Genomic DNA, 23350 nt, shown 5'->3' on the forward strand with positions numbered 1-23350 from the left:
TCAACCCCCGTGCACATATGTGCACGTGTAGGTGAGACCGGAGGCCGCGTCGATGACGATCGAGTTCCAGCACAGCGACAGGACCCAGGACGCCCTGCGCGCATCGCACCTCTACTACCTCCAAGATCTGACGATGGAGGCCATCGCGCGCGAACTCGGCACCTCGCGCTCGTCCGTCTCGCGCCTCCTGAGCTACGCCCGCGAAACCGGGCTCGTCGACATCCAGATCAAGTCGCCGCTCGACCAGGCGACCGTGGTGAGCGACGCGCTGCACCGCCGATTCAACGTCGTCGCGCACGTCGTCCCGGTCCCCGATCAGACGACCGACGTCGACCGCCTCGACCGGGTGGCCCTCTCGGCTGCACGGATTCTCACCCAGTTCGTCGACTCCAACATGGTCATCGGCGTCGCCTGGGGCTCCACCGTCAGCGCCATCAGCCGATACCTCGTCCCGAAGGCGACCCACGGGTCGATGGTCGTGCAGCTCAACGGCGCGGCCAACACGCGGACGACGGGCATCGTCTACGCGAGCGAGATCCTGCGCCGCTTCGGCGATGCGTTCGGGGCGCAGGTGCAGCAGTTCCCGGTTCCCGCGTTCTTCGACGACCCCGACACCAAGATCGCGCTGTGGCGCGAGCGCAGCACCAAGCGCGTGCTCGAGCTCCAGGAGTCGATGGACGTCGTGCTGTTCGGCATCGGGGCGGCCGACGCGCTCGTGCCGAGCCACGTCTACTCGGGCGGCTACCTCGAGCGAACCGACCACGAGAGTCTGCTGCACGACGGCGTCGTCGGCGACGTCGCCACGGTGTTCTTCCGCGAAGACGGCTCGTCGAGCGACATCACGCTCAACCGGCGCGCTTCCGGGCCCGACTTCGCGACGATCCGCCGAGCGCCGCGCCGCGTCTGCGTCGTCGCCGGCACGTCGAAGGTCGCCGGGTTGCGCGGGGCGCTGGCGGCACACCTGATCACCGACCTCATCCTCGACGAGAGCACGGCCCGGGCACTGCTCGCCGGTCAGTCCGATGAGGGTCCGTCCTAGGGCCTCGCTCGGCGTGCGGCCGTCCCTGACGCGAAGCAGCCGCACGCTTCGACCGTCGGGCGCGTAGCCTCGGGCGCGTCGGGGCACCCCGCCCGACGGACCTCCTCGAAGACGAGAGAGCGAGACGCACGTGCGCAACGATCACAAGGGCAAGGGCGGCAGGATCCTGCTCGCCGCCGTGGCGGCAGCCGTCCTGCTGGCAACACCGGCACTCCCGGCGGCGGCGGCGCCGGCGGGGCCGGTCGCGTCGCCCGCTCCGGCCCGGGCCCCCTCCCACACGAACCCGATGGCGCTCGCCCTGCCCGACGGCCAGACCGCCGCGAGCTGCGCCGACCCGACGGCGATCCACGGCGGGCCGACCACCGGACCGAAGGCCGACACGACCTGGTACCTGTACTGCACCTCGGACGCCCTCACCGCCACCGAGAAGAATCCCGACGGCAGCCTGGTCAGCCACATCGTCCCGACCTACCGGTCCACCGACCTGACGCACTGGACGTACGTCGGCGACGCCTTCACCCCGGCTACGAAACCGGCCTGGGTCGGAGCAGCCAACGGGATCTGGGCCCCCGACGTCGTCTATCGGGATCACCGCTACCTGATGTACTACGCCGCGTCGGACACTCCCGGAGCCGACGGTGCCACGACCGGCGGCGGCTCGGCCGTCGGCGTCGCGACGAGTTCGAGCCCTGCCGGGCCGTGGACCGACTCGGGCGGCCCGGTCGTCGCCCCGCAGGAGGCCGCCGACGGCACCGGGAAACGGTGGGAGTTCGACCCCGAGGTGATCACCTGGCGCGGGTCGTCCTACGTGTACTTCGGAAGCTACTTCGGCGGGATCAACGTCCGGAAGCTGACCGCCGACGGTCTCCGCTCGCAGCCGACGACCGAAAGGCCGATCGCGATCGACAACCGGTACGAGGGCGCATATCTGATGCAGCACGACGGCTGGTGGTACTTCCTCGGGTCGGCGACGAACTGTTGCAACGGCTCCCTGACCGGATACGGAGTGTTCGTCGCCCGGTCGCGTAGTCCGCTCGGGCCGTTCCTCGACCGGGACGGCGTCTCGATTCTGTCGACGCGCGTCGGCGGTACGCCGCTGCTCGCGCAGAACGGCAACCGCTTCGTCGGGACCGGGCACAACACCGTCGTCACCGACTTCGCCCGCCAGGACTGGATCATCTACCACGCGGTCGATCAGACGGACCCGTACTACGCGGGCCAGCCCGGCTACACGAAGCGACCGGCGCTGATCGACCCGCTCGACTGGCGGAGCGGCTGGCCGGCCGTCCGGGGCGGCGCAGGACCGTCCGACACCGCCCAGCCCGGCCTGCGGCGCAGCCCGGCGAGCGCGCGACGTACCACCCCGCTGGCAACCGGACGTACGGCCCGGCCGCACGATCTCGGCGCTGTCGACGGACTTCTCCGGCAGGGCACTGCCGTCCTCACTGTCGTGGACTCGCCGGCCTGCCGCGTCCACGTTCAGCGTCGGAGGAGGGGCCTTCCGCTGGCAGACGCAGGACGCCGACATCCATCCGCCGACGACACCCCTCGCGTCCGTCCTGACCGAGAGGGCTCCGCGCGGCGACTACGTCGTCGAGACGCGAGTGGCGGTGAACACCCCGGCGACCGGCGACGGCACGAACTACGTGCAGGGAGGCCTGGTCGTCTACGGCGACGACGGCAACTACGTGCGCCTGACCTCGAACTCGATCTTCGACACGCGCCAGACCGAGTTCGGCAAGGAGGTGACGCCCGTGCCCGCCGGATCACCGAACTACGGCAACCAGGTCGTCGGCCCGGTCGGCTCGGCGACGACGCTCCGGATCGTGCACCGGGTCGTCGGCTCGACGCAGACCTACACGGCCTCCACCAGCGTCGACGGGCGCCACTTCGACAAGGGCGGCACCTGGACGGCCGCGCTGGGATCGACACCGCGGATCGGGCTGATCTCGCTCGGCGGCTCGGGGTTCACGTCGACGTTCGACTACCTGCGGGTCAGTGCGGTGGCCCGTTAGAGCGACCCCGCACGCGGCGTCACGTGTTGCATGCATCGATGCATGCAAGGGTAGGATCGAGGTGTGACGACCACTCCGATTGCGCCGACCTCCGAGCTGCCTGCCGCCGAACGCGCCTACGCCGAGACGAAGCTCCGCATCATCCGCGGTGAGCTCCCGGGCGGGTCGTCCCTGAGCGAGACCACCGTGTGCCACGAACTCGGCCTCAGCCGAACGCCGGTCCACGAGGCCTTCCTGCGGCTGGCGGCCGAAGAGCTGCTGACCCTCGAGTCCCGGAAGGGCGCCGTCGTCCGGCCCATGTCGCCCAGCGAAGCCGACGACGTCGTCGAGATGCGCGAGGCCATCGAAGCGACGGCGGCGCGCCGCGCGATCGAGCAGGATCCCGAGACGCTGGGCCCGATCCTGCGCGATCTCCTCGCCGTCCAGGAGTCCTGCATCGAAAGCGGCGACATCGACGGGTTCGTCGACGCCGACGACGCGTTCCACACGGCCGTCGTCGCGGCGTCGCACAACCCGATCGCCGCCCACTTCACGCGCCTGCTCCGCGACCGGGCGCAGCGTCTGCGCCACCACCTCATGCGCATCCAGCCATCGCACCTCGCGACCTCCCTCGACGACCACCGAGAGCTGGCGGCGGCGATCGAAGCCCGCGACCCGTCGGCGTACGCCGCTGCGCTCGCCCGCCACGTCGATGTCCTGCGCGGTCTGCTGTGACGGCGGTCGACACGGCCCCCGACACCGGGTCGCTCCGCGCAGTCTCGTCCGCCGCGGGTCCGCACCGGCGTCGCGCCCCGTCCTGGGCGCTGCTCTGGGGCGCCGTCTTCGCGATGTCGTGGGGCGGCAACCAGTTCAGCCCGCTCCTGCTGATGTACGAGAACCGGCAGCACTACACGCCGGTGCTCGTGAACGCCTTCCTCGGCGTCTACGTCCTGGGCCTCGCGCCCGCGCTGCTCGTGGCGGGGTCGCTCTCGGACCGACACGGCCGCAAGCCGATCATGATGGCCGGGCTCGTCTCAGCCGTGATCGGGAGCGGGCTCCTGGCGTTCGGCGGCCTCGGCCCGGAGTTCCTCCTGGTCGGGCGGCTCTTCTCCGGCGCGACCGTGGGCGTCGCCATGGCGGTCGGCAACAGCTGGATCAAAGAGCTGTCGCAGGCCCCGCACGACCCGACGGCCGATCGGGCCTCGGGCGCCCGGCGCGCTTCGCTCGCGTTCACGCTCGGCTCCGGCGCCGGGGCGCTCGTGGCCGGGCTGATCGCCCAGTGGGGCCCGATCCCCGAGATCCTGCCGTTCCTCATCCACATCGCCGTCACGATCCCGTTCTTCGTGATCGTCGCCCGCGCCCCCGAGACCTCCGCGAACGGAGGCCTGACCGGTCCGTGGTGGCGACAGCTCCGCATCCCGTCCGCCTCGCACAGAAGATTTGTGCGCGTGGTCGTCGTCGCGGCGCCGTGGATCTTCGTCGGTGCGGCCGTCGGCTACGGCTACCTGCCGACGCAACTCCGCGGGGCCACAGGGCAGTGGGGGCTCGTGTTCGCGACCGCTGCGACCGTCGTCGCGCTCGGCGTCTCGTCGGCGTTTCAGCCGCTGGCGCGCCGCATCCACTCCGCGACCAGCGCGCGCGGTCTCGCCCTCATGGTCGTCCTGATCGCCGCGGGCCTCGTGGTCGTGATCGTCTCGATCCTGGCCCAATCGATCTGGCTCGGACTCGCCGCGAACGTCATCATCGGCTTCGGGATGGGCATCGGCCTCGTCTCGGGGCTGCAGGAGGTCCAGACGATCGCGGGATCGCGCGACCTCGCCGGCCTGACCGGCGTCTTCTACGCCGTCGCCTACGCGGGCTTCCTCGCACCCGCCGTGATCGCCGCCGTGGCCGTCTTCGCCCCCGTGACCGCCATCCTCACGGTGCTCGTCGGACTCGCCGTCGTCTCGTGGGTGCTCGTGCTGGTGTCGTCGAGGAAGCACCTGCCGACGCAGTAGGGGGCGCCGCCTCCTCGGCCGGTCGCTGCCGGCTCGCCAGTCGCCGCTTCCTCGGCCGGTCGCTCCCCGCTCGGCCGGCGCTCTGCACCGAGTCCCGCACCGGGGGCGCTCAGCTCGGGGGGACCGGCAGCGACAGGGGCGGCGCCTTCAGCGAGAGTTCACACGCGGACTCCGGCTCGGCCCGTGACCACCTCAGGTCGTAGCTCTTCGTCGCCAGGGCGCGCCGCGCGGAGTCGACCGCGGTCGCTGTGACCTGCCCCGGCCGCGGGCCGCTGACGGTGAAGAGCCACTCCGTGCCGCTCACCCGTCGAGCTCCGAACGGCGGACCGTTCGTGACACCGGTCGTCGGGTCGGGTGTCGGCTCGACCCCCGCCGGGAGGGAACAGCCGGCCGCCGCGCACAGGGTGACGCCGTCGACTGCCGCCGCGTCGCCGGTGACGTTCACCTGGATCGTCTCGACGTGGCCGACCGCCGAGCAGGCGGTCTGCTGGTGGGTGAGTTGCGAACCCACCAGCACTCCCAGGATCACGAGGGCGGCGCCGCCCGCCGCGATCGCCGCCGTCCGCTGCCTCATGGAGCGATCTTCGCACCGGCGACCCGTCCGCGAACTAACGACCTCGCATCGATCGGTGGCGCACGGCCGGTGTGCCGGCGCTCTATCCCTTCAGGGCTCCCGACGACAGCCCGGCGACGTAGAAGCGCTGGAGCCCGACGTAGAGCGCGATGCAGGGGATCATCGCGACGACGGATCCGGCGACCAGCGTGCCGTAGTTGATCTGACCGTACGCGCCGGTCTGGAGGTTGAGCAGGGCGACGGGCAGCGTGTAGAGGCTCTCCCGGGTGAGGAAGGTGAGCGCCCCGAGGAACTCCGTCCATGCCGCGAGGAAGGCGTACAGAGCCGCCGTCGCCGCGCCCGGGAGCAACAGCGGCCTCAGGACGGAGAGCAGCACGCGCGTGCGGCTGGCCCCGTCGACGAGCGCCGAGTCTTCGAGCTCGTCGGGGATCGCGTCGAAGGCGTTCCGCATCACGAAGGTGCCGAAAGGGAGGTTCACCGTCACGTAGAAGAGAATCAGGCCCACCAGCGAATCCGTCAGGTGCATCGCATTGAGCTGCAGGTAGAGCGGCGTGAGGATGGCCTGGAACGGCACCATCATCGTCAGCAGGATGAGGCCGAAGAAGAACTTGGAGCCGCGGAATCGGAACTTCGACAGACCGTAGCCGGCGAGGGTCGAGACGACGGCCGCGATCACGGCCGTCGAGATGGACACGATCAGGCTGTTCACGAGCCCGCTCAGCAGGTGCTGAGACGGGCTGAAGATCGCCTTGAAGTTCGCGAAGCCGAAGTTCCAGAACGAGGCCCAGGTCGGCGCCGCGACGATCACGTCGTTCGGCTGGAAGGCGCGCAGGATCGCGATCAGCAGCGGGACGGCGAAGATCAGCGCCGACCCGACACCGGCGATCACGAAGAGGGTCCGCTTCACCCGGGTGTCGCGGGGGTGGTTGACACTGCCCTGGTGGTGCTTGGGATTGCGGTTCGAGGCGGCTGCCGCCCCGTCGGGCGTCGTCTCGACGACGCGCCCGGCGAGGGAGCCGGCAGGGTTCGTGGCTGCGGTGGTCATGGTGGCGTCGCCTCTCAGTCTTTGTCTCGGAGAGCCCAGAACTGGAAGGCCGTCACCAGAGCGATGACGACGATCAGCGCGAAGGCCTCGGCCGTGGCGGCACCCAGCTGGAGCTGCACGAAGGCTCGGTTGTAGATGTAGCCGACGATGGTCTGGGTCTCGGTGCCGGGGCCGCCCTGCGTCAGGATGTAGAACTGCGTGAAGGCGAGGAGCGAACCGGTCACCGAGATGATGACGCTCAGGGCGATCGTGTTCTTGATGATCGGCATGGTGATGAGGCGCTCCTGCTGCCACCAGGTGGCTCCCTCGAGCGAGGCGGCCTCGTACACCTCGTCGGGGATGCCCTGCATGGCACTCATGACCAGCACCATCGTGAGCCCCGACACCGCCCAGACGACGAACACGCAGATGAGCCCGGTCGCGAGCGGACCGTTCACCAGCCAGGCCGTGGAACCGTCGGTGATGTGGAGCAGCTTGAGCAGGACGTTGACCAGGCCGGAGTTCGGCTGGGCCTCGAGGACCAGCGTGAAGCTGAGCGTCGTGAGGCCGACGACGTACGGCAGGAAGAAGAGCGTGCGGAGCAGCGTCGCCCCGCGTCGCCTCGACCGCACCAGGACGGCCAGGAAATAGCCCAGCGCCAGGATCGGAACGGTGACGATGGCGGTGTAGAGGAGCGTGTACAGGATCGACTGGACGAAGGTCGGGTCTTGGAACAGGTGAAGGTAGTTCAGGAGCCCGACGAAATGGTAGCTGCCGATCAGCGGCCAGTTGGTCAGCGAGATGTAGATCGCGATCACCAGAGGAGCGACCACGAACACGATCACGAAGGCGAGCGCGGGGCTGACCAGGGCCAGCCCGATCCGGGGCGGGTGGGTGAGCGATGCTCTGGGTTTGTTCTCGGGCGCTGGTGCGCCCGGTCGCTCGGCTCTCGCGCGCGACCTCAGGGTTGTCGATGACACCGATGCACCTCCTCGTGCAGGTCGACCTAGGCCTGGGCCTGGTCGAGGATTCGATCCCAGACGGGCTGGGCGTTCTTCATCGCGGTGGTGACCCCGTCGCCGAACACGGCCTCGCGGAACAGGGCGAGGAACGGGCTCGACGTCTGGTTGTAGAGCAGGTTGTACGCGAGCGTCTGCGGCGCGTAGCCCTTGTCGAGGTTCTTCAGAGGCAGGACCGACAGCGGGTACTTCTTCTCGTAGGCCGGGGTCAGCACGTCGGAGCGCACGGGGAAGTAGCCTCCCGCGGGCAACGCCGACTGGGTCGCCGTCGCGGTGGCGAACTTCATGAACTCCCAGCCGCCCGACGCGTTGGACGCGCCGTTGGGGATGCACATGTTGTCGCCGCCGTCGAAGAAGGCGGCACCCCCGGTCGGACCGGGCAGGAGCACGGCGCCCATCTTCTTGATCATCGCGGGCGGGGCCGCTGACACGGCACCCCAGGAGGTCGGGATCATGCCCACCGTGCCGGTGCGGAAGTCGGCGCCCCAGGCCGTCCCGGCGTCGCTGTAGGCGTTCGACGAGACCAGCTTGTCGGTCCAGAGCTGCCGGTAGAACGCCAGCGTCTGCTCGAGAGCGTCGTTTCCGACGATGTGCCCCGTCTGCTTGCCGAGGGTGCCGAGCTGCATGTCGGTGCCGGTGGCCCAGATGTTGGGCTGGACCGTGAACCCCAGGATGCCGGCTGCCGCCCCCGAGAGACTCCACGCGTGGATGTCGCCGCCGAGCCTCTGCAGCTTCTTCGCCGCAGCCAGGAGCCCGTCGAAACCGGTCGACAGCGAGTCGGGATCGACGTCGGCCTTCTTCAGCAGGTCGATGTTGTAGTAGAGCATCGAGTTGTCGGCGAGGTACGGCAGACCGAAGATCTTGCCCTTCTGCTTCACCAGGTCGAGGTGACCGGTCGACAGCGAGTCGTAGTACGGAAGCGCCTTCACCACGTCGGTCAGGTCGGCGAAGACGTCGCGGTAGGCGAACAGCACGGAATTGATGTCGTCCATGTCGACGACGTCCGGTGGCTGGCCGCCGCGGATCGCCGTCGCCAGCTTCGTGACGTACTGGGCGTCGGGGATCGGCGTCAGAGTGACCTTCAGATCGCTGTGTGACGCGTTGAACGAACTGACCAGCGACACGAGGCCGGTCTGCGTCGCGGCTCGACACCAGACGTTGACCGTACCGGTCGCCTTGCGCGAGAAGCTGCTGGAGCCGGAGTCGATCTGCGGGAGCGCACCCGCGCAACCGGCGAGCGCGACGGCCGCGGCGCCCATGATCCCGCCGGCCAGGAACGTGCGTCTGTTGACAGCCATGGCGCTAGAGGGTCGGGACCCACACGCGCATGGGGCCGATCTCTCGGTTGGCCCAGGCGTAGTACGGGATCGCGGTCAGGGTGACGGGGGCAGGATCACGAGGCTCGACCGTGGGGTTCGCCCCCGGGTAGCCCACGCCGTTGGGAGTGTTGTCGAGCCGCTGGTACGGCCAGGCCGTCTCGACGTGGTCGGACGGCCAGGACGCCGAGAGCTCGAGGGTGTCGATGCCGTCGAGCAGGTCGTCGCGGCGCTTCACGTCGATCGCTGCGTCGACCTCGAGCAGGACGTCGTCGACGGCGACGCCGGGGTTGTCGCTGTGCTCTACCGCGTAGACGAGGGGGCCGCGCTCGATCGCCACGGAACCTCGCGAGGAGTCGATCCGCGAGTCGGCCGCGTACAGGTGCGCTGCCATGTCGAGCTCGAGCAGGATCACGTCGCCCACGGCGAACTCGCGCTCGATGCGGGCGTACTCCCCGGCCCTGGTGGCGACGGGCTCGCCGTTCACCGTGAGGACCGCCGTGTCGGACCACGCCGGAATCCGGACGTCGAGAGTCCAGGTGCCCGTCGTCTCGGTCACGGTGACGCCGATCGCGCCGCTCCACGGGTAGTCGGTCTCGACCCGGACCGAACCCCCGTCGAATGCGAACTCGCCCGAGGCGTACTGGTGCAGTTGGAGACCACCGTCTTTCGTCGTGGCCAGATAGGCGTCGAGGCTCGCGAAGGTGCGCATGATGTTGGGCGGGCAGCACGCGCAGTCGAACCAGCCTCGGCGTCCGTGCGCCGGAGAGCGGTTCTCGTCGGCGTGGGCGTGATCGCGGAGCTGGAGCGGGTTGACGTAGAAGTACTCGGTGCCGGCCAGCGAGACGCCGGGGAGGAAGGCGTTGTAGAGGAAGCGTTCGATGGCGTCGGCGTAGACGGGTCTGCCGGTGGCGAGGAGGAGCCGCCACGCCCACTGCACGCCGCCGATGGCTGCGCACGACTCGGCGTAGCCCCGGTCGGTCGGGAGTTCGTACGGGTCGCCGAACGCCTCCCAGTCCCAGCGGGCGCCGAGGCCGCCCGTGATGAACGCCTTCGACGACATCATGGAGGCGAACTGGGTCTCGAGGGCCGACAGCAGCTCGGCGTCGCCGAGCTCGAGAGCCACATCGGTCGCACCGGCACCCAGGTAGACGGAGCGGACCGCGTGACCCTCGACGGTCGTCGCCTCGCGCACCGGGACCCGGTCGGAGAAGTAAGTCGCCTCTTTGCCTCGACCGGCCGTGTAGCCGCGACCCCGAGCCTCCACGAAGTGGGCGGCGAGATCGAGGTAGCGCCGCTCGTCGGTCACGCGGTAGAGCTCGACGAGCCCCATCTCGACGACGGGGTGGCCGTCGACGTCGCGCCGCTTGGCGGGGCCGAACGTGGCGTCGAGGTGGTCGGCGAGCTTGATCGCGACGTCGAGGAGACCGGTGTCGCCGGTCGCGCGGACCTGGGCGACCGCCGCCTGGAACAGGTGGCCGGCGCAGTACATCTCGTGGCTCCACGGGAGGTCGGTGTAGCGACCTGCGACACCGCCCTGGATCTGTTGCACGGAGTCGAGGTAGCCGTCGTCGGCCTGGGCCGACGCGACGAGGGCGGTGACCTCACGTTGAAGCTCGAGCAGGTCGTCGGACGGGACTCTGCCGTACTCGAAGGCGAGCGCCTCGAGCCACTTGTACACGTCGCTGTCCATGAAGATCGGCCCCCGAGCGTCACCCGACTCGAGGCCGGCGGCGATGCGGAGATTGGCGAAGTTGCCTGCCGTCTCGAGGAGGTCGTAGGCCTCGCGGATGGCGGCGGCCCCGTTGCGCTGCTGCCGGACGGACCAGAACCCCGACGTGAGGTGAGCGGCCCCCGCTTCGAGCGGCCGGAGCGCCGCTGCGGCGTTCGCGCTCGGTTCGACCGGCTGTGCCCGCCGGGGAGCGCCCAGGGTTTGCTCCGCTCCTGAAAGACTCTGTGGTGACGGCGTCGTTGCAGACATGCTGCTCCTTTGCAAGCGACCGAACCTGCCCGAGCCCTCACTTCGTGTGGGGTCACAGGGCGGTTCGGAAAAAGCGGAATACGTTTTCTGGACTCAATGTATGCCGCGACGACGAAAGGCACAAGCCCCGAATGGCAACTGTGGAAAACCTCTGGCTATATGCTTCTGGGGAGGACAGGGGCTGCGGGATCCTGCTCTTCCCACCGGAAAGGAGGTTGCCGTGAGCCAAGACCAGGCAGCCTCCGTGGTGCGCATCACGGACGTCGCCGCGCTGGCGGGGGTCTCGATCGGCACCGCCTCGAAGGCCCTGAACGACACCGGGCAGTTGCGCGACGAGACGCGCGCGCGGGTGCGGGAGGCCGCTCAGAAGCTCGGCTTCGTCATGGACGCTCGGGGTCGCGCCCTCTCGTCCGGTCGCAGTTACACGGTGGGCATGATCACGACCGACTCGTTCGGGCGATTCACCATCCCGGTCATGCTCGGCGCCGAAGACGTCCTCAGCGCGGGGCAGCTCGCCGTCCTCATGTGCGACACCCGCGACGACTCCGTGCGCGAGCAGCACTACATCCGCTCCCTGACGTCGCGGCGGGTCGACGGCATCATCGTCACAGGCCGCTCCTCCGACCCGCGACCACCCATCGACGTCGCTATCCCCGTCGTCTACGCCTTCACGCCGTCGACCGATCCGAGCGACGTCTCGATCTCTCTGGACGATGCCCGCGGAGCGGAGATCCTGGCCGACCACCTGCTGTCGCTCGGCCGCTCGAAGGTTGCCTACGTCTCGGGTCCGAGGCGGCACGCCGCCGCTTCGTCGCGCGCCTCCGCCGCCGCCGCCCACCTCGGCGCAGCGCTCGAGGGCGATCCGCTGTACGGCGACTGGTCGGAGCAGTGGGGCCGACAGTCGGTCGATCTGCTGCTGCGACGCTCGCCCGACCTCGACGCGATCGCCTGCGGCTCGGACCAGATCGCGCGAGGCGTCTGCGATCGCCTCCGCGAGCTCGGCAAGTCGGTGCCGGGCGACATCGCGGTCACGGGCTTCGACGACTGGAACGTGATGGCCCTCGCGAGCCGCCCACCCCTCACCACCGTCAACCTCCGCCTCGAAGAGCTGGGCCGGTTGGCCGGTCAGGCCCTCCTCGAGCTGATCGCCTCCGGGCGCCCGGCCTCTCTCGCGATCGAGCCGACCCTGGTCATCCGCGCCTCGACCATCGGCTCCTGAGCCGCACGCCCGAGCACGCTCGAGAACTGCACTCTAGGCGCACGCTGCGCGCGTCCCCCTTTTTGCCGCCTTGTCCCCCGATATCAGCGCGAATAGAGTTTTCGTGACGGGTTTGTAAAGAACACTAACAAACTCCGCCGCGAATCACGAATCCTCCCCTGAGATCCACCCGGTCGAAAGGTCACGCAATGAAACGACTCCCTCTCGCGGCCGGCACCGTCGCCGTCGCCGCCCTCGCCATCCTGGGTCTGGCCGCCCCCGCGCAGGCGGCCACGGCCGCACACGGCGCCCGCCCCGTGCCGATCCTGCCCGCCCTGCCTCTGCCGACGCACTTCTCGGCTCCCTACGTCGATGTGACGGCCGTCTCCGATCTCGCGGCCGTCTCGAAGCAGTCCGGCTCGAAAGACCTGACGCTGGCGTTCCTGCAGACGCCCAGCGCAGGATCTTGCACCGTCGACTGGGCCGGCGACCCGGCCGCACCCGTCGCCGCGTCGACCTACGGGGTGGCGATCGGCACGATCCGGCTGCGAGGCGGCGACGTGATCCCCTCGTTCGGCGGTTACTCGGCCGACACCACCGGAACCGAGATCGCCGACAGCTGCACCGACGTGCACAAGATCGCTCTCGCCTACGAGAACGTCGTGACGACCTACAAGGTGCAGCGCCTCGACTTCGACATCGAAGCCGATTCGCTCAACGACGCCGCGGGCATCCAGCGACGCAACCAGGCGATCGGCGAGGTCGAGAAGTGGGCGGCGAAGACGCACCGCCGCGTCGCGTTCAGCTACACGCTGCCCTCCACTCCGCAGGGCCTCGCCCCGTCGGGGCTCGCGGTGCTGCAGTCCGCCGCCGCCGAGGGCGCCGCGATCACCACCGTCAACATCATGACCTTCGACTACTACGACGGCCTCACCCACGACATGGCGAAGGACGCCGAGACGGCCGCGACGGCCCTGACCACTCAGTTGCGGGCGACCATCTCGCCTCGGCTGTCGAATCGCGCCCTCTGGCAGCAGGTCGGCGTCACGCAGATGATCGGCGTCGACGACTACGGCCCCGCCGAGACGCTGACCGTCTCGCAGGCGAAGGCGTTCGTCGCCTGGGCCCGCGGCGCCGGCATCGGCTCGATCGCCTTCTGGGCCCTCGAACGCGACAACGGTTCGTGCCCCGGCACGACGGGCGCGAACGCCTGTTCGGGCGTCGACCAGCCGACCTGGGCCTTCAGCCGAGCATTCGCGACCTTCGCGCGCTGGCTCTAGCCCTCCAGAAATCGAAGGGGATTCTCGGTCGACACCCCTGCGATCCCACCGTTCGGGTCTCGCAGGCGAGAATCCCCTTCGATTTCGAGGCGTGTCGGAGCGGGGCGGAGCGGGCGGGGCGGAGCGGTTGGGGCGGGGCGGACGAGCGGAGCGTCAGAAGACGCGGCCGACGACGTCCTCCAGGAGACCCTTCGTCGGCACGTTCGTCTGCTGGATCCTGATGCCCGTCGCACCGCGGACGAAGTAGGTGTCACCGACCTGCGTGCCGTGTTCGGGTTCCGTCGAGATCTTCTGGCAGCGCTGTCCGCTGAGGACGCCGGCGCAGGTGAAGCCCTTCGCGGGGAGGGCGCGGAGCCCGGTGGCCGCGGCGGCGGGCGCGACCGTCTCGAATTCGATCGAGATCCCCGAGATGTCGGCGCGCGGATCCCGCCAGATGCACAGGAGCGATTTGCCACTTTTCACGATCGCGGGCGTGAGCGCCGACGTCGGCGCGGGTCGCGGCGGGCTCTCGAGCGGCGTCGTCGCGAAGGACGTGGCCGACGCCAGCCCTGCGATGAGGGCTTTGCAGTCGGTGGGGAACATCACCGTCGCCGGGCTCGACGCATCGCCGGTCGGCGCCGTGGCGCTGGGGGCCGGATCCGCGCGGGAAGTGGTCTTCGTCGGCGGCGGCGTCGTCGTCGCGGTGCACCCGGCGATCAGGATCACGGCCGCGACCGCGATCACGCCGGCCACCGCCCCCTTGTATGCCATGACTCGCATCTCTCCCCGATCTTCACGCCCGTCTGGGCTGGCTTCACGTTAGGCCGCTCTCGGCGACGGCGCGATCCTCCGTCAGAGTGATTCGAGGCGGCGCGCCTACATCGCTCTGCGGATGCCGCGAGCGCGACGGGATCCGGTGACCCGGAGGCGCTCTCCGGTCGGCGCCGCAGCGCCACAGCGCCACCCTGGTGCGAACTGCTCGAAGAAGCCTGCTCGGCCGCCGCGGGCGGGCGGCGGAGCGCAGCGCCCGTGCCGGTCGGCCGTCCGACGTCAGTCGCCGCGTCGGATGAAGGCGGCGACCAGCTCGCCGATCAGGACGGCCGTCGCGGCCGGGCCGCGCGACGGTGTCGTGGGCAGGATCGACGTGTCGGCGACCCGGAGACCCGTCACGCCGTGCACGCGGCCGTACTGGTCGACGACCGCGCCCGGATCGCTCGCGGGCCCGAGGGACGCGCTTCCGCAGAGGTGGATCGCCGTGCCGAGGTGGCCGAGCATCCAGGTGTCGAGCAGTTCGTCGTCGTCGAGGATCTCGTCGGTCAGCTCGGTCAGCCGCCGGAACAGGTGTTTGTAGGCCTCGGTCCGCAGGAGGGCGACGGTGGTGCGGACGGCCTCGCGCATCCGGGTGCGGTCGTCGTCGGTGTCGAGGTAGTGGTAGTCGATGCGCGGCTGAATCTCGGGGTCGGCGGACTCGAGGGTGATCGCACCCCTGGACGTCTCCTGCTGCACGGCGACGATGAAGGTCAGATCGTCGCGGTGGACGACCTGCTGGAAGAAGCGGCGGAGCGAGACGCCACGGAGGGCCGCGATCCAGGCGCGCGGGTGCCGCAGGGCGGCAAGGATCCCCCGCTCGTGCTCTGGGCGCTTCCGGTCAGCAGATAGCCGGTGGGCTTGATCATGGGCAGGATCTCGAGGTCGCCCTCCGATGCCGATCCTGCGGCGGTGAAATTGAGGCAGTCGGCCATCGACTGCCTGCTCGACGCGTCGACGATGTCGCGCTTGGGCTGCCATCCGACGTTGATCTCGGGGTGATCGCTGAAGTCTTTGCCGACGCCCGGCAGATCGTGCACGACCCGGACGCCGTGCGCCTCCAGCTCGTCGCGGGGCCCGACGCCGGAGACGAGCAGCAGGTGGGGCGACTTCACCCCGCCGGCCGACAGGACGATCTCGTCGGCTTCGACGAGGGAGACGGCACCGGCGCGAGAGATCTCCACGCCGCTGGCTCGGGTGCCGTCGAAGACGACGCGCCGCACATAGGTGCCGCCCTGCACGGTGAGGTTCGGCCGGTCGCGAACGGGATTGATGTAGGCGATGCCGGTGTTGAGGCGGAGCCCGTCGACGGAGTTCATCGGCACCGGCCCGTGCCCCGGTGCACCCTGAGCGTTCTTGTCCGGCTCCTCGGGGAAGCCCAGCTCGGCGGCGGCCCGACCGAACGCGACGGTCGCCGGGTGGTCTTGAGGAGGACGCGAGATCGTGACCGGACCGGACGAGCCGTGCTCCGGCGAGTCGCCGAACTGGAGGTCGTTCTCGAGCTTCCGGTAGAACGGCAGGACGGCGTCCCAGGCCCAGGCGTCGCTGCCGTCCGCCGACCAGCGGTCGAAATCGGAGCGGCGCGCGCGGATGAAGTAGGCACCGTTGATGCTGGACGAGCCGCCCAGGATCCTGCCGCGCGCGACGACGTACGGGAGGGCCGGGGTGAGGTGACCGAGGAACGACCAGTTGTCGGGATGACCTGGCATGGCGCCCTGCACGGTGCCGGAGTCGAGGAGTTCTCGCGGGAATCCCGCCGTCGTCTCGGGGGTGGGTCCCGCCTCGAGGAGGAGCACCGACCGCTCGGGGTCTTCGGACAGACGCGCCGCCAGCGGGGCGCCGGCGGCACCCGCCCCGACGACGATCACGTCGTACTTCACTCGAGAGCGCCTCCCGGAGCCGTATCGCCTCGGGTGAGGGAGACGTCGGTGAGGTCGAAGCCGTTCGCGATCAGTCGGAGCGACCTGCCGAGAAGCTCGAGCAGGTCGGCGTCGTCGTGCCGCAGCCACTGCTCGTAGGCAGCGAGCGACGCGGACAGCATGGCCCAACCGACGGTCTGGGGCACGAGGTCTTCGGGGTCGAGGCCGGTGCGCTCGGCGACGAAATCGGCGATCGCCTGTCGCCACGACGCGTAGCGCAGGGCGGAGTGCGCGACGAGGGACGGCACGTTCAGCAGGAGGTCCATCCGCTGGCGGTGATAGAGGAACTCGTCTTCGGGGAACCGATTGAACTCGATGACCGCGGCGCGAAGGGCGTCGCGCACCGGGACGTCCGGGGGAGGGCGAAGAGGTAGGCGCGCATCGACGCGATCATGGTGTCGAAGTCGCCCCAGGGCAGATCGTTCTTCGACGAGAAGTACCGGAAGAAGGTGCGGCGCCCGATCCCGGCCGCGGAGGCGATGTCGTCGATCGTCGTCGCGTCGAAGCCTCGCTCGATGAAGAGCTGAAGGCCGAGGTGGCTCAGCTGCGCGTTGGAAGTCGCCGGCTGCCGCCCGATCCGGGGAGCGTCTCCCGACGAGCTTTCTTCAACTTCCACTTTTTACTCTTCCCATCGGCACTGGGTGCCATTAGTGTAAGTGCCATCGCGGAAAGACTCCACGGAACGCCAATGATTGTCGTGAGGAGCATGACATGGACAGCATTTCATCGCAGATCGAAACCGACGCACAGGTCGATTCGAGCGCCGCAGGTTTGATCGAAGACGACAGTCTGGTCGAGGAGATCTCGATCGACGGCATGTGCGGCGTCTACTAGGCCGTCGGTCGCCGTCATGGATCTCGACCGAGCCTGGGATCTCCATCCGCAGGTCTCCGTCCGTCCAGAGCCCTTCGGAGCGTTGCTGTATCACTTCGGCACGCGAAAACTCTCCTTCCTGAAAGACCGCACTCTCCTCACGGTCGTTCAGTCGCTCGGTGACTCCCCGACGGCTCGCGCCGCGTGCACGGCCGCCGGCATCGCCGATTCCGACCTCGCCAAGTACTCCAGCGCCCTCGGCACCCTGGAGCGTTCGTCGATGGTCGTCGAAAGGACCCCATGACCACGGTTCTCCCCTCCACCTCGTTCTCCGCCCCCGTCGTGGCGGCGCCGCCGCCGCAACCTCAGCGTCTCGTCGACCTGTTCGAGTTCGGCCTCGATGCCCCGATCTGCCTCACCTGGGAGCTGACGTACGCCTGCAACCTGTCGTGCGTGCACTGCCTCTCGAGCTCCGGGCGCCGGGATCCCCGCGAGCTCACCACCGACGAGGCCAAGGCGGTGATCGACGAGTTCCAGAAGATGCAGGTCTTCTACGTCAACATCGGTGGCGGCGAGCCGACGGTCCGCCCCGACTTCTGGGAGCTCATCGACTACGCCACCTCCCACGACGTGGGCGTCAAGTTCTCGACCAACGGCGTCAAGATCACCCCCGAGGTCGCTGCTCGCATCGCCACCAACGACTACCTCGACATCCAGATCTCGATGGACGGAGCGACCCCCGAGGTCAACGACTACGTGCGCGGTCCCGGCTCGTACGCCACGGCCATCACCGCCATGAAGAACCTGTCCGAGGCGGGCTTCAAGAACTTCAAGCTGTCGGTGGTCTGCACCAGCCAGAACATCTCGCAGCTCGACCAGTTCAAGGAGATCGCCGACACCTACGGCGCCCAGCTCCGCCTGACGCGACTGCGCCCCTCGGGCCGAGGCGCAGACGTGTGGGACGAACTGCACCCGACGAAGGAACAGCAGCGCGAGCTCTACGACTGGCTCGTGGCGCACGGCGACAACGTTCTGACCGGAGACTCGTTCTTCCACCTGTCGGCCTACGGAGACGCTCTCCCCGGTCTCAACATGTGCGGCGCAGGTCGCGTGGTCTGCCTGATCGATCCTGTCGGCGACGTCTACGCCTGCCCGTTCATGATCCACGACGACTTCAAGGCCGGGAACATCCGGTCCGAGGGCGGCTTCGAGGAGATCTGGAAGCACTCGGAGCTCTTCACCCGCCTGCGCCAGCCGCAGTCGGGCGGCGCCTGCGCGTCCTGCCAGTTCTTCAGCACCTGCAAGGGCGGCTGCATGGCGGCCAAGTTCTTCACCGGTCTCCCCTCGACGGGCCCGACCCGGAGTGCGTGCAGGGGTACGGCGAAGAGGCGCTGCTCAAGATCAAAGACGAGAAGAACGCGCTGCCGAAGTCGGGAGTCGACCACTCGCACCGCACCACGAAGCAGTCGAAGTCGGGCAAGGTCTACATCGCCCTCGGCCTGAAGTCCGATCTGACTGCGCCGCCGGTCAGCGCCTGCGCCGAAGACCCGCTGGCCGACTTCGCTCCGATCCCGGTCTCGAAGCCACCGGTCAGCGAGTGCGCCGAAGACCCCTGGCGGGCTTCCGCGCTCCCTGACCTGCAGCAGCAGCAGCAGCAGCACCACCACCGGCACCACCAGCACGTCGTCACGAGGGCGCCTCCGGGCGCCCTGGTCGGCGACTCGAAAAGAGAGAAGGAACACGCGATGAAGCGTGTCGAACGGACTGCGGCGGTGAGCACCCGAGCCGTCCGCGACGACGGGCGGAGCCGCGCTCTCCGGCCGGCGCTCGTCGACGGCACCCAGTACTGACGAGAGGCTCGGCTTGCGCCGGGCCTTTCGCCTTCCCGGCGGAGACGCCGCCCGGAGGAGAGAAAGGAGCACGCGATGGGGCGTGTAGAAGGAAAAGTGGCATTCATCACGGGAGCGGCGCGAGGACAGGGGCGGTCGCACGCGATCCGGCTCGCCCAGGAGGGCGCCGACATCATCGCCGTCGACCTCCTCGAGGCGATCCCCGGGGCCCCGTACGCGGCGGCCACGCAGGAGGACCTCGACGAGACGGTTCGCCAGGTCGAAGCCCTCGACCGGCGGATCGTCGCCAGTAAGGCCGACGTCCGCGACTACGAGGGGTTGAAGAAAGCCCTCGACGACGGAGTCGCCGAACTCGGGCGACTCGACATCGTCTCGGCCAACGCCGGAATCTCGACCCAGATGGCACCGACCGACGAACTCACCGAAGACATGTGGCAGAACATGATCGACACCAACCTCACCGGTGTCTGGCACACCGCGAAGGCGGCCATCCCCCACCTCAAGGCGGGAGGACGGGGTGGCGCGATCATCCTCACGAGCTCCGAGGCGGGCATCAAGGGGTACGCGAACATCGCGCACTACGTCTCGGCCAAACACGGCGTCGTCGGGCTGATGCGCACCCTGGCCATCGAACTCGCGCCGGACATGATCCGGGTCAACAGCATCCACCCGACCCAGGTCGACACCGACATGATCATGAACGAGGCGACCTACAGACTCTTCGCCCCGAACCTCGAGAATCCGACCCGGGAAGACTTCGCCCCGGCCTCGCAGGCGACCAACACGCTGCCGATCCCGTGGGTCGAAGCCGTCGACATCTCGAACGCCGTCCTCTTCCTCGCCTCCGACGAGGCGCGGTACGTCACCGGCGTGCCCCTGCCGGTGGACGCCGGCTGCTTCCTCAAGTGATCACCGCGATCACGCTCTAGCCACCCACGAAAGGAGCACGCCATGGGACGTGTAGAAGGGAAGGTCGCATTCATCACCGGTGCGGCCCGCGGGCAAGGCCGCTCGCACGCAATCCGGCTCGCCCAGGAGGGCGCGGACATCATCGCCGTCGACATCGCCGAGGGCATCCCCAGCATCGAGCGCTACTACCCGGGAGCGACCGAGGAGGACCTCGCCGAGACGGTCCGCCAGATCGAGGCTCTCGACCGCAGGATCGTCGCCACGAAGGCCGACGTCCGCGACTACGACGCGCTGAAGGCCGCGCTCGACGACGGGGTGGCCCAGCTCGGCCACGTCGACATCGTCTCGGCGAACGCCGGAGTCTTCGCCTTCGGCGACAAGACGCAGGAGGTGACGGAGCAGGACTGGCAGGACGTCATCGACATCAACGAGACCGGCGTCTGGCACACCTGCAAGGCCGTCATCCCGCACCTGATCGACCAGGGGACGGGCGGGTCGTTGATCCTCACGAGTTCGACGGCCGGTCTCAAGGGCACGCCGAACGTCGCCGCGTACACCGCCAGCAAGCACGCGGTGGTGGGCATCATGCGCACGCTCGCCCTCGAGCTCGCGCAGTACAGCGTGCGAGTCAACACGGTGCACCCGACCGGGGTGGCGACCGACATGATCCTGAACGAGGCGGCCTGGAAGCTCTTCCTGCCCGATGTCGCCCACCCGACCCGGGAGCAGGCGGCGGAGGTCTTCGCCTCGACCAACGCGCTGCCGATCCCGTGGGTCGACCCCGTCGACATCTCGAACGCCGTGCTGTTCCTCGCCTCCGACGAGGCGCGGTACGTCACCGGCACCGAGCTGAAGATCGACGCGGGCTACACCATCAAATAGACCTCGTCCCCAGCCGGGACGATCAGAGAAAGGAGCACGCGATGGGGCGTGTAGAAGGAAAGGTCGCGTTCGTCACGGGCGCGGCGAGAGGCCAGGGGCGCAGCCACGCGCTGCGGCTCGCCCAGGAGGGCGCCGACATCATCGCCATCGACCTCACCGGCCAGATCGACTCCGTGCCGTACGCGATGTCGCAGCCGTCGGATCTCGAAGAGACCGTTCGGCAGATCGAAGCACTCGACCGCCGGATCGTCGCGACGAAAGCCGACGTCCGCGACTTCGACCAGGTCAAGGCCGCGGTCGACGACGGGGTCGCCCAGCTCGGCCGCCTCGACATCGTCTCGGCCAATGCCGGCATCTTCAGTTTCGGCAGCCTCGCCGACCTGGAGGAGCAGGTCTTCCGCGACATGATCGACGTCAACCTGACCGGCGTCTGGCACGCCGCCAAGGCGGCCATCCCTCACATCCGCGCCGGAGGCAGGGGCGGGTCGATCGTCCTGACCAGCTCGACGGCGGGGCTCGAGGGCATGGAGAACATCGGTCACTACGTCGCCGCCAAACACGGCGTCGTGGGGCTGATGCGCACCCTGGCGATCGAGCTCGCACCCGACATGATCCGCGTGAACAGCGTCCACCCGACGAGCGTCAACACCGACATGATCCAGAACTCGGCGACCTACGCGCTCTTCGCCCCGGACCTGCCGGAAGCCGAGCGGACCAAGGAAACCCTGGGCGCGCGCTTCGGCGCACTCAACAAGCTGCCGATTCCGTGGGTCGAGCCGGTCGACATCTCGAACGCCGTGCTGTGGCTCGCCTCCGACGAGGCCCGCTACGTCACCGGCGTCACCCTGCCGGTGGACGCCGGCGAACAGCTGTAAAGAGCACTGCACCGGGGTACCGGTCACCCACCGGTACCCCGGCTCAACCCGAAAGGACACCCCATGGGACAGCTCGACGGCAAAGTCGCCTTCATCACCGGCGCCGCCCGCGGACAGGGCCGGAGCCACGCGATCACCCTGGCCAAGGAGGGCGCCGACATCATCGCCATCGACGTGTGCAAGCAGGTCGACACGGTCCCGTATCCCGGAGCCACGTCCGAGGACCTCCAAGAGACGGTCCGCCAGGTCGAGGCGCTGGATCGCAGGATCATCGCCTCCGAAGTGGACATCCGCGACTACGCCGGGCTCAAGACGGCGGTCGACCAGGGAGTCGCCGACCTCGGCCGCCTCGACATCGTCGTGTCGCAGGCCGGGATCTCGACCCCGGCGCCGACCCTCGAGATGGACGAGGAGACCTGGCAGACGATGATCGACGTCAATCTGACCGGGCAGTGGCACACCGTCAAGGCGGCGGTCCCGCACATCGTCTCCGGCGGCCGCGGTGGAGCGGTCGTCATCACGAGCTCGCTGGCGGCTCTGATCGCCAACGCGAACACGGCGCACTACTCGGCAGCGAAGGCCGGACTCGTCGGTCTCATGCGCGTGCTCGCGGTCGAGCTCGCTCCCCAGAGCATCCGCGTGAACACCATCCACCCGACGACCGTCAACACCGACATGATCCTGAACGAGCCGACCTACAAGCTGTTCCGGCCCGACCTTGCGACCCCGACCCGCGCCGACTTCGAGGTCGCCGCCCTGACCCTGAACAAGCTTCCGATCGCGGGTGTCGAGCCGATCGACATCTCCAACGCCGTGCTGTACCTGGTCGGGGACTCGGGCCGCTACGTGACCGGCACCACGCACGTCGTCGACGCCGGCGGTCAACTGTGACGGTGGAGGGCCAGTCGACCACGGATCGGCGCGGGAGCGAGACCCGAGGTCGCATCGCACGGCACCTGGTCGGTCGCGAGCGCGAGCTCGAACTCGCCCTGGCCGCGGTCGGAGCCGGCCGCGACCTCGTCCTCGAGGGACCGCCGGGCACGAGCAAGACGACGATGCTCAAGGCGATCACCGAGGAGTGGGGCATCCCGCTGTTCTTCGTCGAGGGCAACGCCGATCTCACCGCGGCGAAACTCGTCGGTCACCACAATCCCGCTCGGGTGCTCAAGGAGGACTACAGCGCGGACACGTTCGTACCCGGTCCCCTCGCCCTGGCGATGGAGAACGGCGGATTCCTCTACATCGAGGAGTTCAACCGGGCACCGGAGGACACTCTCAACACCCTGCTCACGGCCATGGCCGACCGGCGCATCGAGGTGCCGCGCGTGGGCCTCATCACGGCGGCGCCGACCTTCCGGGTGATCGCGTCGATGAACCCGTTCGACAACGTCGGCACGACGAGACTCTCCACGAGTGTCAGCGACCGCCTCAACCGCATCGTCGTCGGGTACCAGGACGCCGAGGCGGAGGCGGGGATCGTGCGGCTCCGGTCTCGACTCGTGGGGCGTCTCGGCGACCGCATCGTCGGCGACGCCGTCGCGGTGACCCGGGCGACTCGCAGCCACCCCGACGTCCGACAGGGCAGCAGCGTGCGTGGCGCGATCGACTGCGCCCTGATCACCGACGAGCTCTCCGCCCTGCGCGACCTCGCCGACCCGGACGACGATCGCTACCCCGAGACCTTCTTCGACGCGATGGTCGTGTCGCTGTCGGGCCGCATCCATCTCGACGAGGCAGCCGAGACCACGGCGGAGCGCGTGCTCCGGGAGATCTGGGAGGACCGCTTCGTGCTCGAGCCCGCACGAGCCGAGCCCGGCTGAAGAGCCGTCGAGGCCGACTCCCCGATCCGCCGCGAGGCGAAGTCGCGCCCGGAGCCGGCCAGGCCTCTGGCACG

Annotated in this window: 25 protein-coding genes and 1 pseudogene; 15 read left to right on the top strand and 11 right to left on the bottom strand. The window is 69.1% G+C overall.

Going from position 1 to position 23350, the window contains the following annotated elements; genetic code table 11:
- Window positions 1–52 precede the first annotated feature (52 nt).
- Complete coding sequence (locus QUE79_RS20855) at window positions 53–1039, top strand: sugar-binding transcriptional regulator (RefSeq protein ID WP_286344739.1); 987 nt, start codon at window positions 53–55, stop codon at window positions 1037–1039.
- Window positions 1040–1180: 141 nt separating this feature from the next.
- On the opposite strand, the gene QUE79_RS20860 is transcribed toward QUE79_RS20855, so the two are convergent.
- On the bottom strand, window positions 1181–1498 hold the full coding sequence (locus tag QUE79_RS20860) for a hypothetical protein (protein WP_286344740.1): 318 nt from the start codon (window positions 1496–1498) through the stop codon (window positions 1181–1183).
- Here QUE79_RS20860 and QUE79_RS25930 point away from each other — a divergent pair.
- From QUE79_RS25930 to QUE79_RS20885, 4 genes and pseudogenes are all read left to right on the top strand, one after another.
- Window positions 1431–2261, top strand: a pseudogene (locus QUE79_RS25930) (family 43 glycosylhydrolase); the annotation flags it as partial. The gene QUE79_RS20860 and the pseudogene QUE79_RS25930 sit on opposite strands and share 68 nt — an antisense overlap.
- 184 nt (window positions 2262–2445) lie before the next feature.
- A complete protein-coding gene (locus tag QUE79_RS20875) occupies window positions 2446–3054 on the top strand; it encodes a beta-xylosidase family glycoside hydrolase (protein WP_286346798.1) in 609 nt (202 codons plus the stop codon).
- 63 nt (window positions 3055–3117) lie between these two features.
- Window positions 3118–3768: a GntR family transcriptional regulator gene (locus QUE79_RS20880; protein WP_286344743.1), complete on the top strand. Its 651-nt coding sequence runs from the start codon at window positions 3118–3120 to the stop codon at window positions 3766–3768.
- The gene (locus QUE79_RS20885) at window positions 3765–5030 is read left to right on the top strand and encodes an MFS transporter (protein WP_286344744.1); all 1266 of its coding nucleotides are present in this window, start codon (window positions 3765–3767) and stop codon (window positions 5028–5030) included. Before QUE79_RS20880 ends, QUE79_RS20885 begins: the two co-directional genes overlap by 4 nt.
- 109 nt (window positions 5031–5139) lie before the next feature.
- On the opposite strand, the gene QUE79_RS20890 is transcribed toward QUE79_RS20885, so the two are convergent.
- The 5 genes from QUE79_RS20890 to QUE79_RS20910 all read right to left on the bottom strand — a co-directional run bounded on the left by QUE79_RS20890 (window position 5140) and on the right by QUE79_RS20910 (window position 10944).
- Window positions 5140–5604 carry a hypothetical protein gene (locus tag QUE79_RS20890; protein ID WP_286344745.1) on the bottom strand — a complete coding sequence of 155 codons (465 nt, stop codon included), beginning with the start codon at window positions 5602–5604 and terminating at the stop codon, window positions 5140–5142.
- An 82-nt stretch (window positions 5605–5686) separates the two neighbouring features.
- Window positions 5687–6649, bottom strand: a complete 963-nt coding sequence (locus QUE79_RS20895; protein ID WP_286344746.1) for a carbohydrate ABC transporter permease — start codon at window positions 6647–6649, stop codon at window positions 5687–5689.
- Between the two features lie 14 nt (window positions 6650–6663).
- Window positions 6664–7608 (bottom strand): carbohydrate ABC transporter permease, encoded by a 945-nt coding sequence (locus QUE79_RS20900; protein ID WP_286344747.1) that lies wholly within the window; start codon window positions 7606–7608, stop codon window positions 6664–6666.
- A gap of 26 nt (window positions 7609–7634) precedes the next feature.
- Entirely contained in the window at window positions 7635–8945 is a 1311-nt protein-coding gene (locus QUE79_RS20905; protein ID WP_286344748.1) for an ABC transporter substrate-binding protein, read from the bottom strand.
- Between the two features lie 4 nt (window positions 8946–8949).
- Window positions 8950–10944, bottom strand: coding sequence for a glycoside hydrolase family 127 protein (locus tag QUE79_RS20910; protein ID WP_286344749.1), 1995 nt, complete (start codon window positions 10942–10944; stop codon window positions 8950–8952).
- Window positions 10945–11164: 220 nt separating this feature from the next.
- Between QUE79_RS20910 and QUE79_RS20915 the strand changes: the two genes are divergently transcribed.
- A complete protein-coding gene (locus tag QUE79_RS20915; RefSeq protein WP_286344750.1) occupies window positions 11165–12163 on the top strand; it encodes a LacI family DNA-binding transcriptional regulator in 999 nt (332 codons plus the stop codon).
- Window positions 12164–12351: 188 nt separating this feature from the next.
- Window positions 12352–13422, top strand: coding sequence for a glycoside hydrolase family 18 protein (locus tag QUE79_RS20920; RefSeq protein ID WP_286344751.1), 1071 nt, complete (start codon window positions 12352–12354; stop codon window positions 13420–13422).
- A gap of 153 nt (window positions 13423–13575) precedes the next feature.
- Here the strand turns inward: QUE79_RS20920 and QUE79_RS20925 are convergent, their stop codons facing one another.
- From QUE79_RS20925 to QUE79_RS20945, 5 genes are all read right to left on the bottom strand, one after another.
- Window positions 13576–14172 (bottom strand): hypothetical protein, encoded by a 597-nt coding sequence (locus QUE79_RS20925; RefSeq protein WP_286344752.1) that lies wholly within the window; start codon window positions 14170–14172, stop codon window positions 13576–13578.
- Window positions 14173–14451: 279 nt separating this feature from the next.
- The gene (locus QUE79_RS20930) at window positions 14452–14907 is read right to left on the bottom strand and encodes a GMC oxidoreductase (RefSeq protein ID WP_286344753.1); all 456 of its coding nucleotides are present in this window, start codon (window positions 14905–14907) and stop codon (window positions 14452–14454) included.
- A 14-nt stretch (window positions 14908–14921) separates the two neighbouring features.
- Window positions 14922–16088 (bottom strand): GMC family oxidoreductase N-terminal domain-containing protein, encoded by a 1167-nt coding sequence (locus tag QUE79_RS20935; RefSeq protein WP_286344754.1) that lies wholly within the window; start codon window positions 16086–16088, stop codon window positions 14922–14924.
- On the bottom strand, window positions 16085–16471 hold the full coding sequence (locus QUE79_RS20940; RefSeq protein WP_286344755.1) for an acyl-CoA-like ligand-binding transcription factor: 387 nt from the start codon (window positions 16469–16471) through the stop codon (window positions 16085–16087). The genes QUE79_RS20935 and QUE79_RS20940 overlap by 4 nt, the downstream gene beginning before the upstream one ends.
- Window positions 16378–16743: a TetR family transcriptional regulator gene (locus tag QUE79_RS20945; RefSeq protein ID WP_286344756.1), complete on the bottom strand. Its 366-nt coding sequence runs from the start codon at window positions 16741–16743 to the stop codon at window positions 16378–16380. Before QUE79_RS20945 ends, QUE79_RS20940 begins: the two co-directional genes overlap by 94 nt.
- A gap of 95 nt (window positions 16744–16838) precedes the next feature.
- On the opposite strand from QUE79_RS20945, the gene mftA reads away from it, so the two are divergent.
- From mftA to QUE79_RS20985, 8 genes are all read left to right on the top strand, one after another.
- Complete coding sequence (gene mftA / locus QUE79_RS20950) at window positions 16839–16961, top strand: mycofactocin precursor MftA (RefSeq protein ID WP_286344757.1); 123 nt, start codon at window positions 16839–16841, stop codon at window positions 16959–16961.
- A gap of 16 nt (window positions 16962–16977) precedes the next feature.
- Entirely contained in the window at window positions 16978–17244 is a 267-nt protein-coding gene (gene mftB / locus QUE79_RS20955; protein WP_286344758.1) for a mycofactocin biosynthesis chaperone MftB, read from the top strand.
- Window positions 17241–18443 (top strand): mycofactocin radical SAM maturase, encoded by a 1203-nt coding sequence (gene mftC, locus QUE79_RS20960; RefSeq protein WP_286344759.1) that lies wholly within the window; start codon window positions 17241–17243, stop codon window positions 18441–18443. Before mftB ends, mftC begins: the two co-directional genes overlap by 4 nt.
- A gap of 422 nt (window positions 18444–18865) precedes the next feature.
- On the top strand, window positions 18866–19699 hold the full coding sequence (locus QUE79_RS20965; protein ID WP_286344760.1) for a mycofactocin-coupled SDR family oxidoreductase: 834 nt from the start codon (window positions 18866–18868) through the stop codon (window positions 19697–19699).
- 42 nt (window positions 19700–19741) lie between these two features.
- Window positions 19742–20581 (top strand): mycofactocin-coupled SDR family oxidoreductase, encoded by an 840-nt coding sequence (locus QUE79_RS20970; protein WP_286344761.1) that lies wholly within the window; start codon window positions 19742–19744, stop codon window positions 20579–20581.
- Between the two features lie 41 nt (window positions 20582–20622).
- The gene (locus QUE79_RS20975; protein WP_286344762.1) at window positions 20623–21456 is read left to right on the top strand and encodes a mycofactocin-coupled SDR family oxidoreductase; all 834 of its coding nucleotides are present in this window, start codon (window positions 20623–20625) and stop codon (window positions 21454–21456) included.
- Window positions 21457–21519: 63 nt separating this feature from the next.
- Window positions 21520–22347, top strand: coding sequence for a mycofactocin-coupled SDR family oxidoreductase (locus QUE79_RS20980; RefSeq protein WP_286344763.1), 828 nt, complete (start codon window positions 21520–21522; stop codon window positions 22345–22347).
- A 2-nt stretch (window positions 22348–22349) separates the two neighbouring features.
- Entirely contained in the window at window positions 22350–23276 is a 927-nt protein-coding gene (locus tag QUE79_RS20985) for an AAA family ATPase (protein ID WP_286344764.1), read from the top strand.
- Window positions 23277–23350: the final 74 nt, after the last annotated feature.

This window comes from Frondihabitans sucicola (genome assembly GCF_030296615.1).
Classification (GTDB): domain Bacteria; phylum Actinomycetota; class Actinomycetes; order Actinomycetales; family Microbacteriaceae; genus Frondihabitans; species Frondihabitans sucicola.

What these genes read in the sequence shown, in the direction of transcription:
- QUE79_RS20895 (WP_286344746.1), bottom strand. Translation starts at nt 6,649, where the DNA reads ATGACCACCGCAGCCACGAACCCTGCCGGCTCCCTCGCCGGGCGCGTC.
- QUE79_RS20925 (WP_286344752.1), bottom strand. Translation starts at nt 14,172, where the DNA reads ATGGCATACAAGGGGGCGGTGGCCGGCGTGATCGCGGTCGCGGCCGTG.
- QUE79_RS20965 (WP_286344760.1), top strand. Translation starts at nt 18,866, where the DNA reads ATGGGGCGTGTAGAAGGAAAAGTGGCATTCATCACGGGAGCGGCGCGA.
- QUE79_RS20975 (WP_286344762.1), top strand. Translation starts at nt 20,623, where the DNA reads ATGGGGCGTGTAGAAGGAAAGGTCGCGTTCGTCACGGGCGCGGCGAGA.
- QUE79_RS20855 (WP_286344739.1), top strand. Translation starts at nt 53, where the DNA reads ATGACGATCGAGTTCCAGCACAGCGACAGGACCCAGGACGCCCTGCGC.
- QUE79_RS20905 (WP_286344748.1), bottom strand. Translation starts at nt 8,945, where the DNA reads ATGGCTGTCAACAGACGCACGTTCCTGGCCGGCGGGATCATGGGCGCC.
- mftC (WP_286344759.1), top strand. Translation starts at nt 17,241, where the DNA reads ATGACCACGGTTCTCCCCTCCACCTCGTTCTCCGCCCCCGTCGTGGCG.
- QUE79_RS20970 (WP_286344761.1), top strand. Translation starts at nt 19,742, where the DNA reads ATGGGACGTGTAGAAGGGAAGGTCGCATTCATCACCGGTGCGGCCCGC.
- QUE79_RS20910 (WP_286344749.1), bottom strand. Translation starts at nt 10,944, where the DNA reads ATGTCTGCAACGACGCCGTCACCACAGAGTCTTTCAGGAGCGGAGCAA.
- QUE79_RS20920 (WP_286344751.1), top strand. Translation starts at nt 12,352, where the DNA reads ATGAAACGACTCCCTCTCGCGGCCGGCACCGTCGCCGTCGCCGCCCTC.
- mftA (WP_286344757.1), top strand. Translation starts at nt 16,839, where the DNA reads ATGGACAGCATTTCATCGCAGATCGAAACCGACGCACAGGTCGATTCG.
- QUE79_RS20890 (WP_286344745.1), bottom strand. Translation starts at nt 5,604, where the DNA reads ATGAGGCAGCGGACGGCGGCGATCGCGGCGGGCGGCGCCGCCCTCGTG.
- QUE79_RS20860 (WP_286344740.1), bottom strand. Translation starts at nt 1,498, where the DNA reads ATGTGGCTGACCAGGCTGCCGTCGGGATTCTTCTCGGTGGCGGTGAGG.
- QUE79_RS20980 (WP_286344763.1), top strand. Translation starts at nt 21,520, where the DNA reads ATGGGACAGCTCGACGGCAAAGTCGCCTTCATCACCGGCGCCGCCCGC.
- mftB (WP_286344758.1), top strand. Translation starts at nt 16,978, where the DNA reads ATGGATCTCGACCGAGCCTGGGATCTCCATCCGCAGGTCTCCGTCCGT.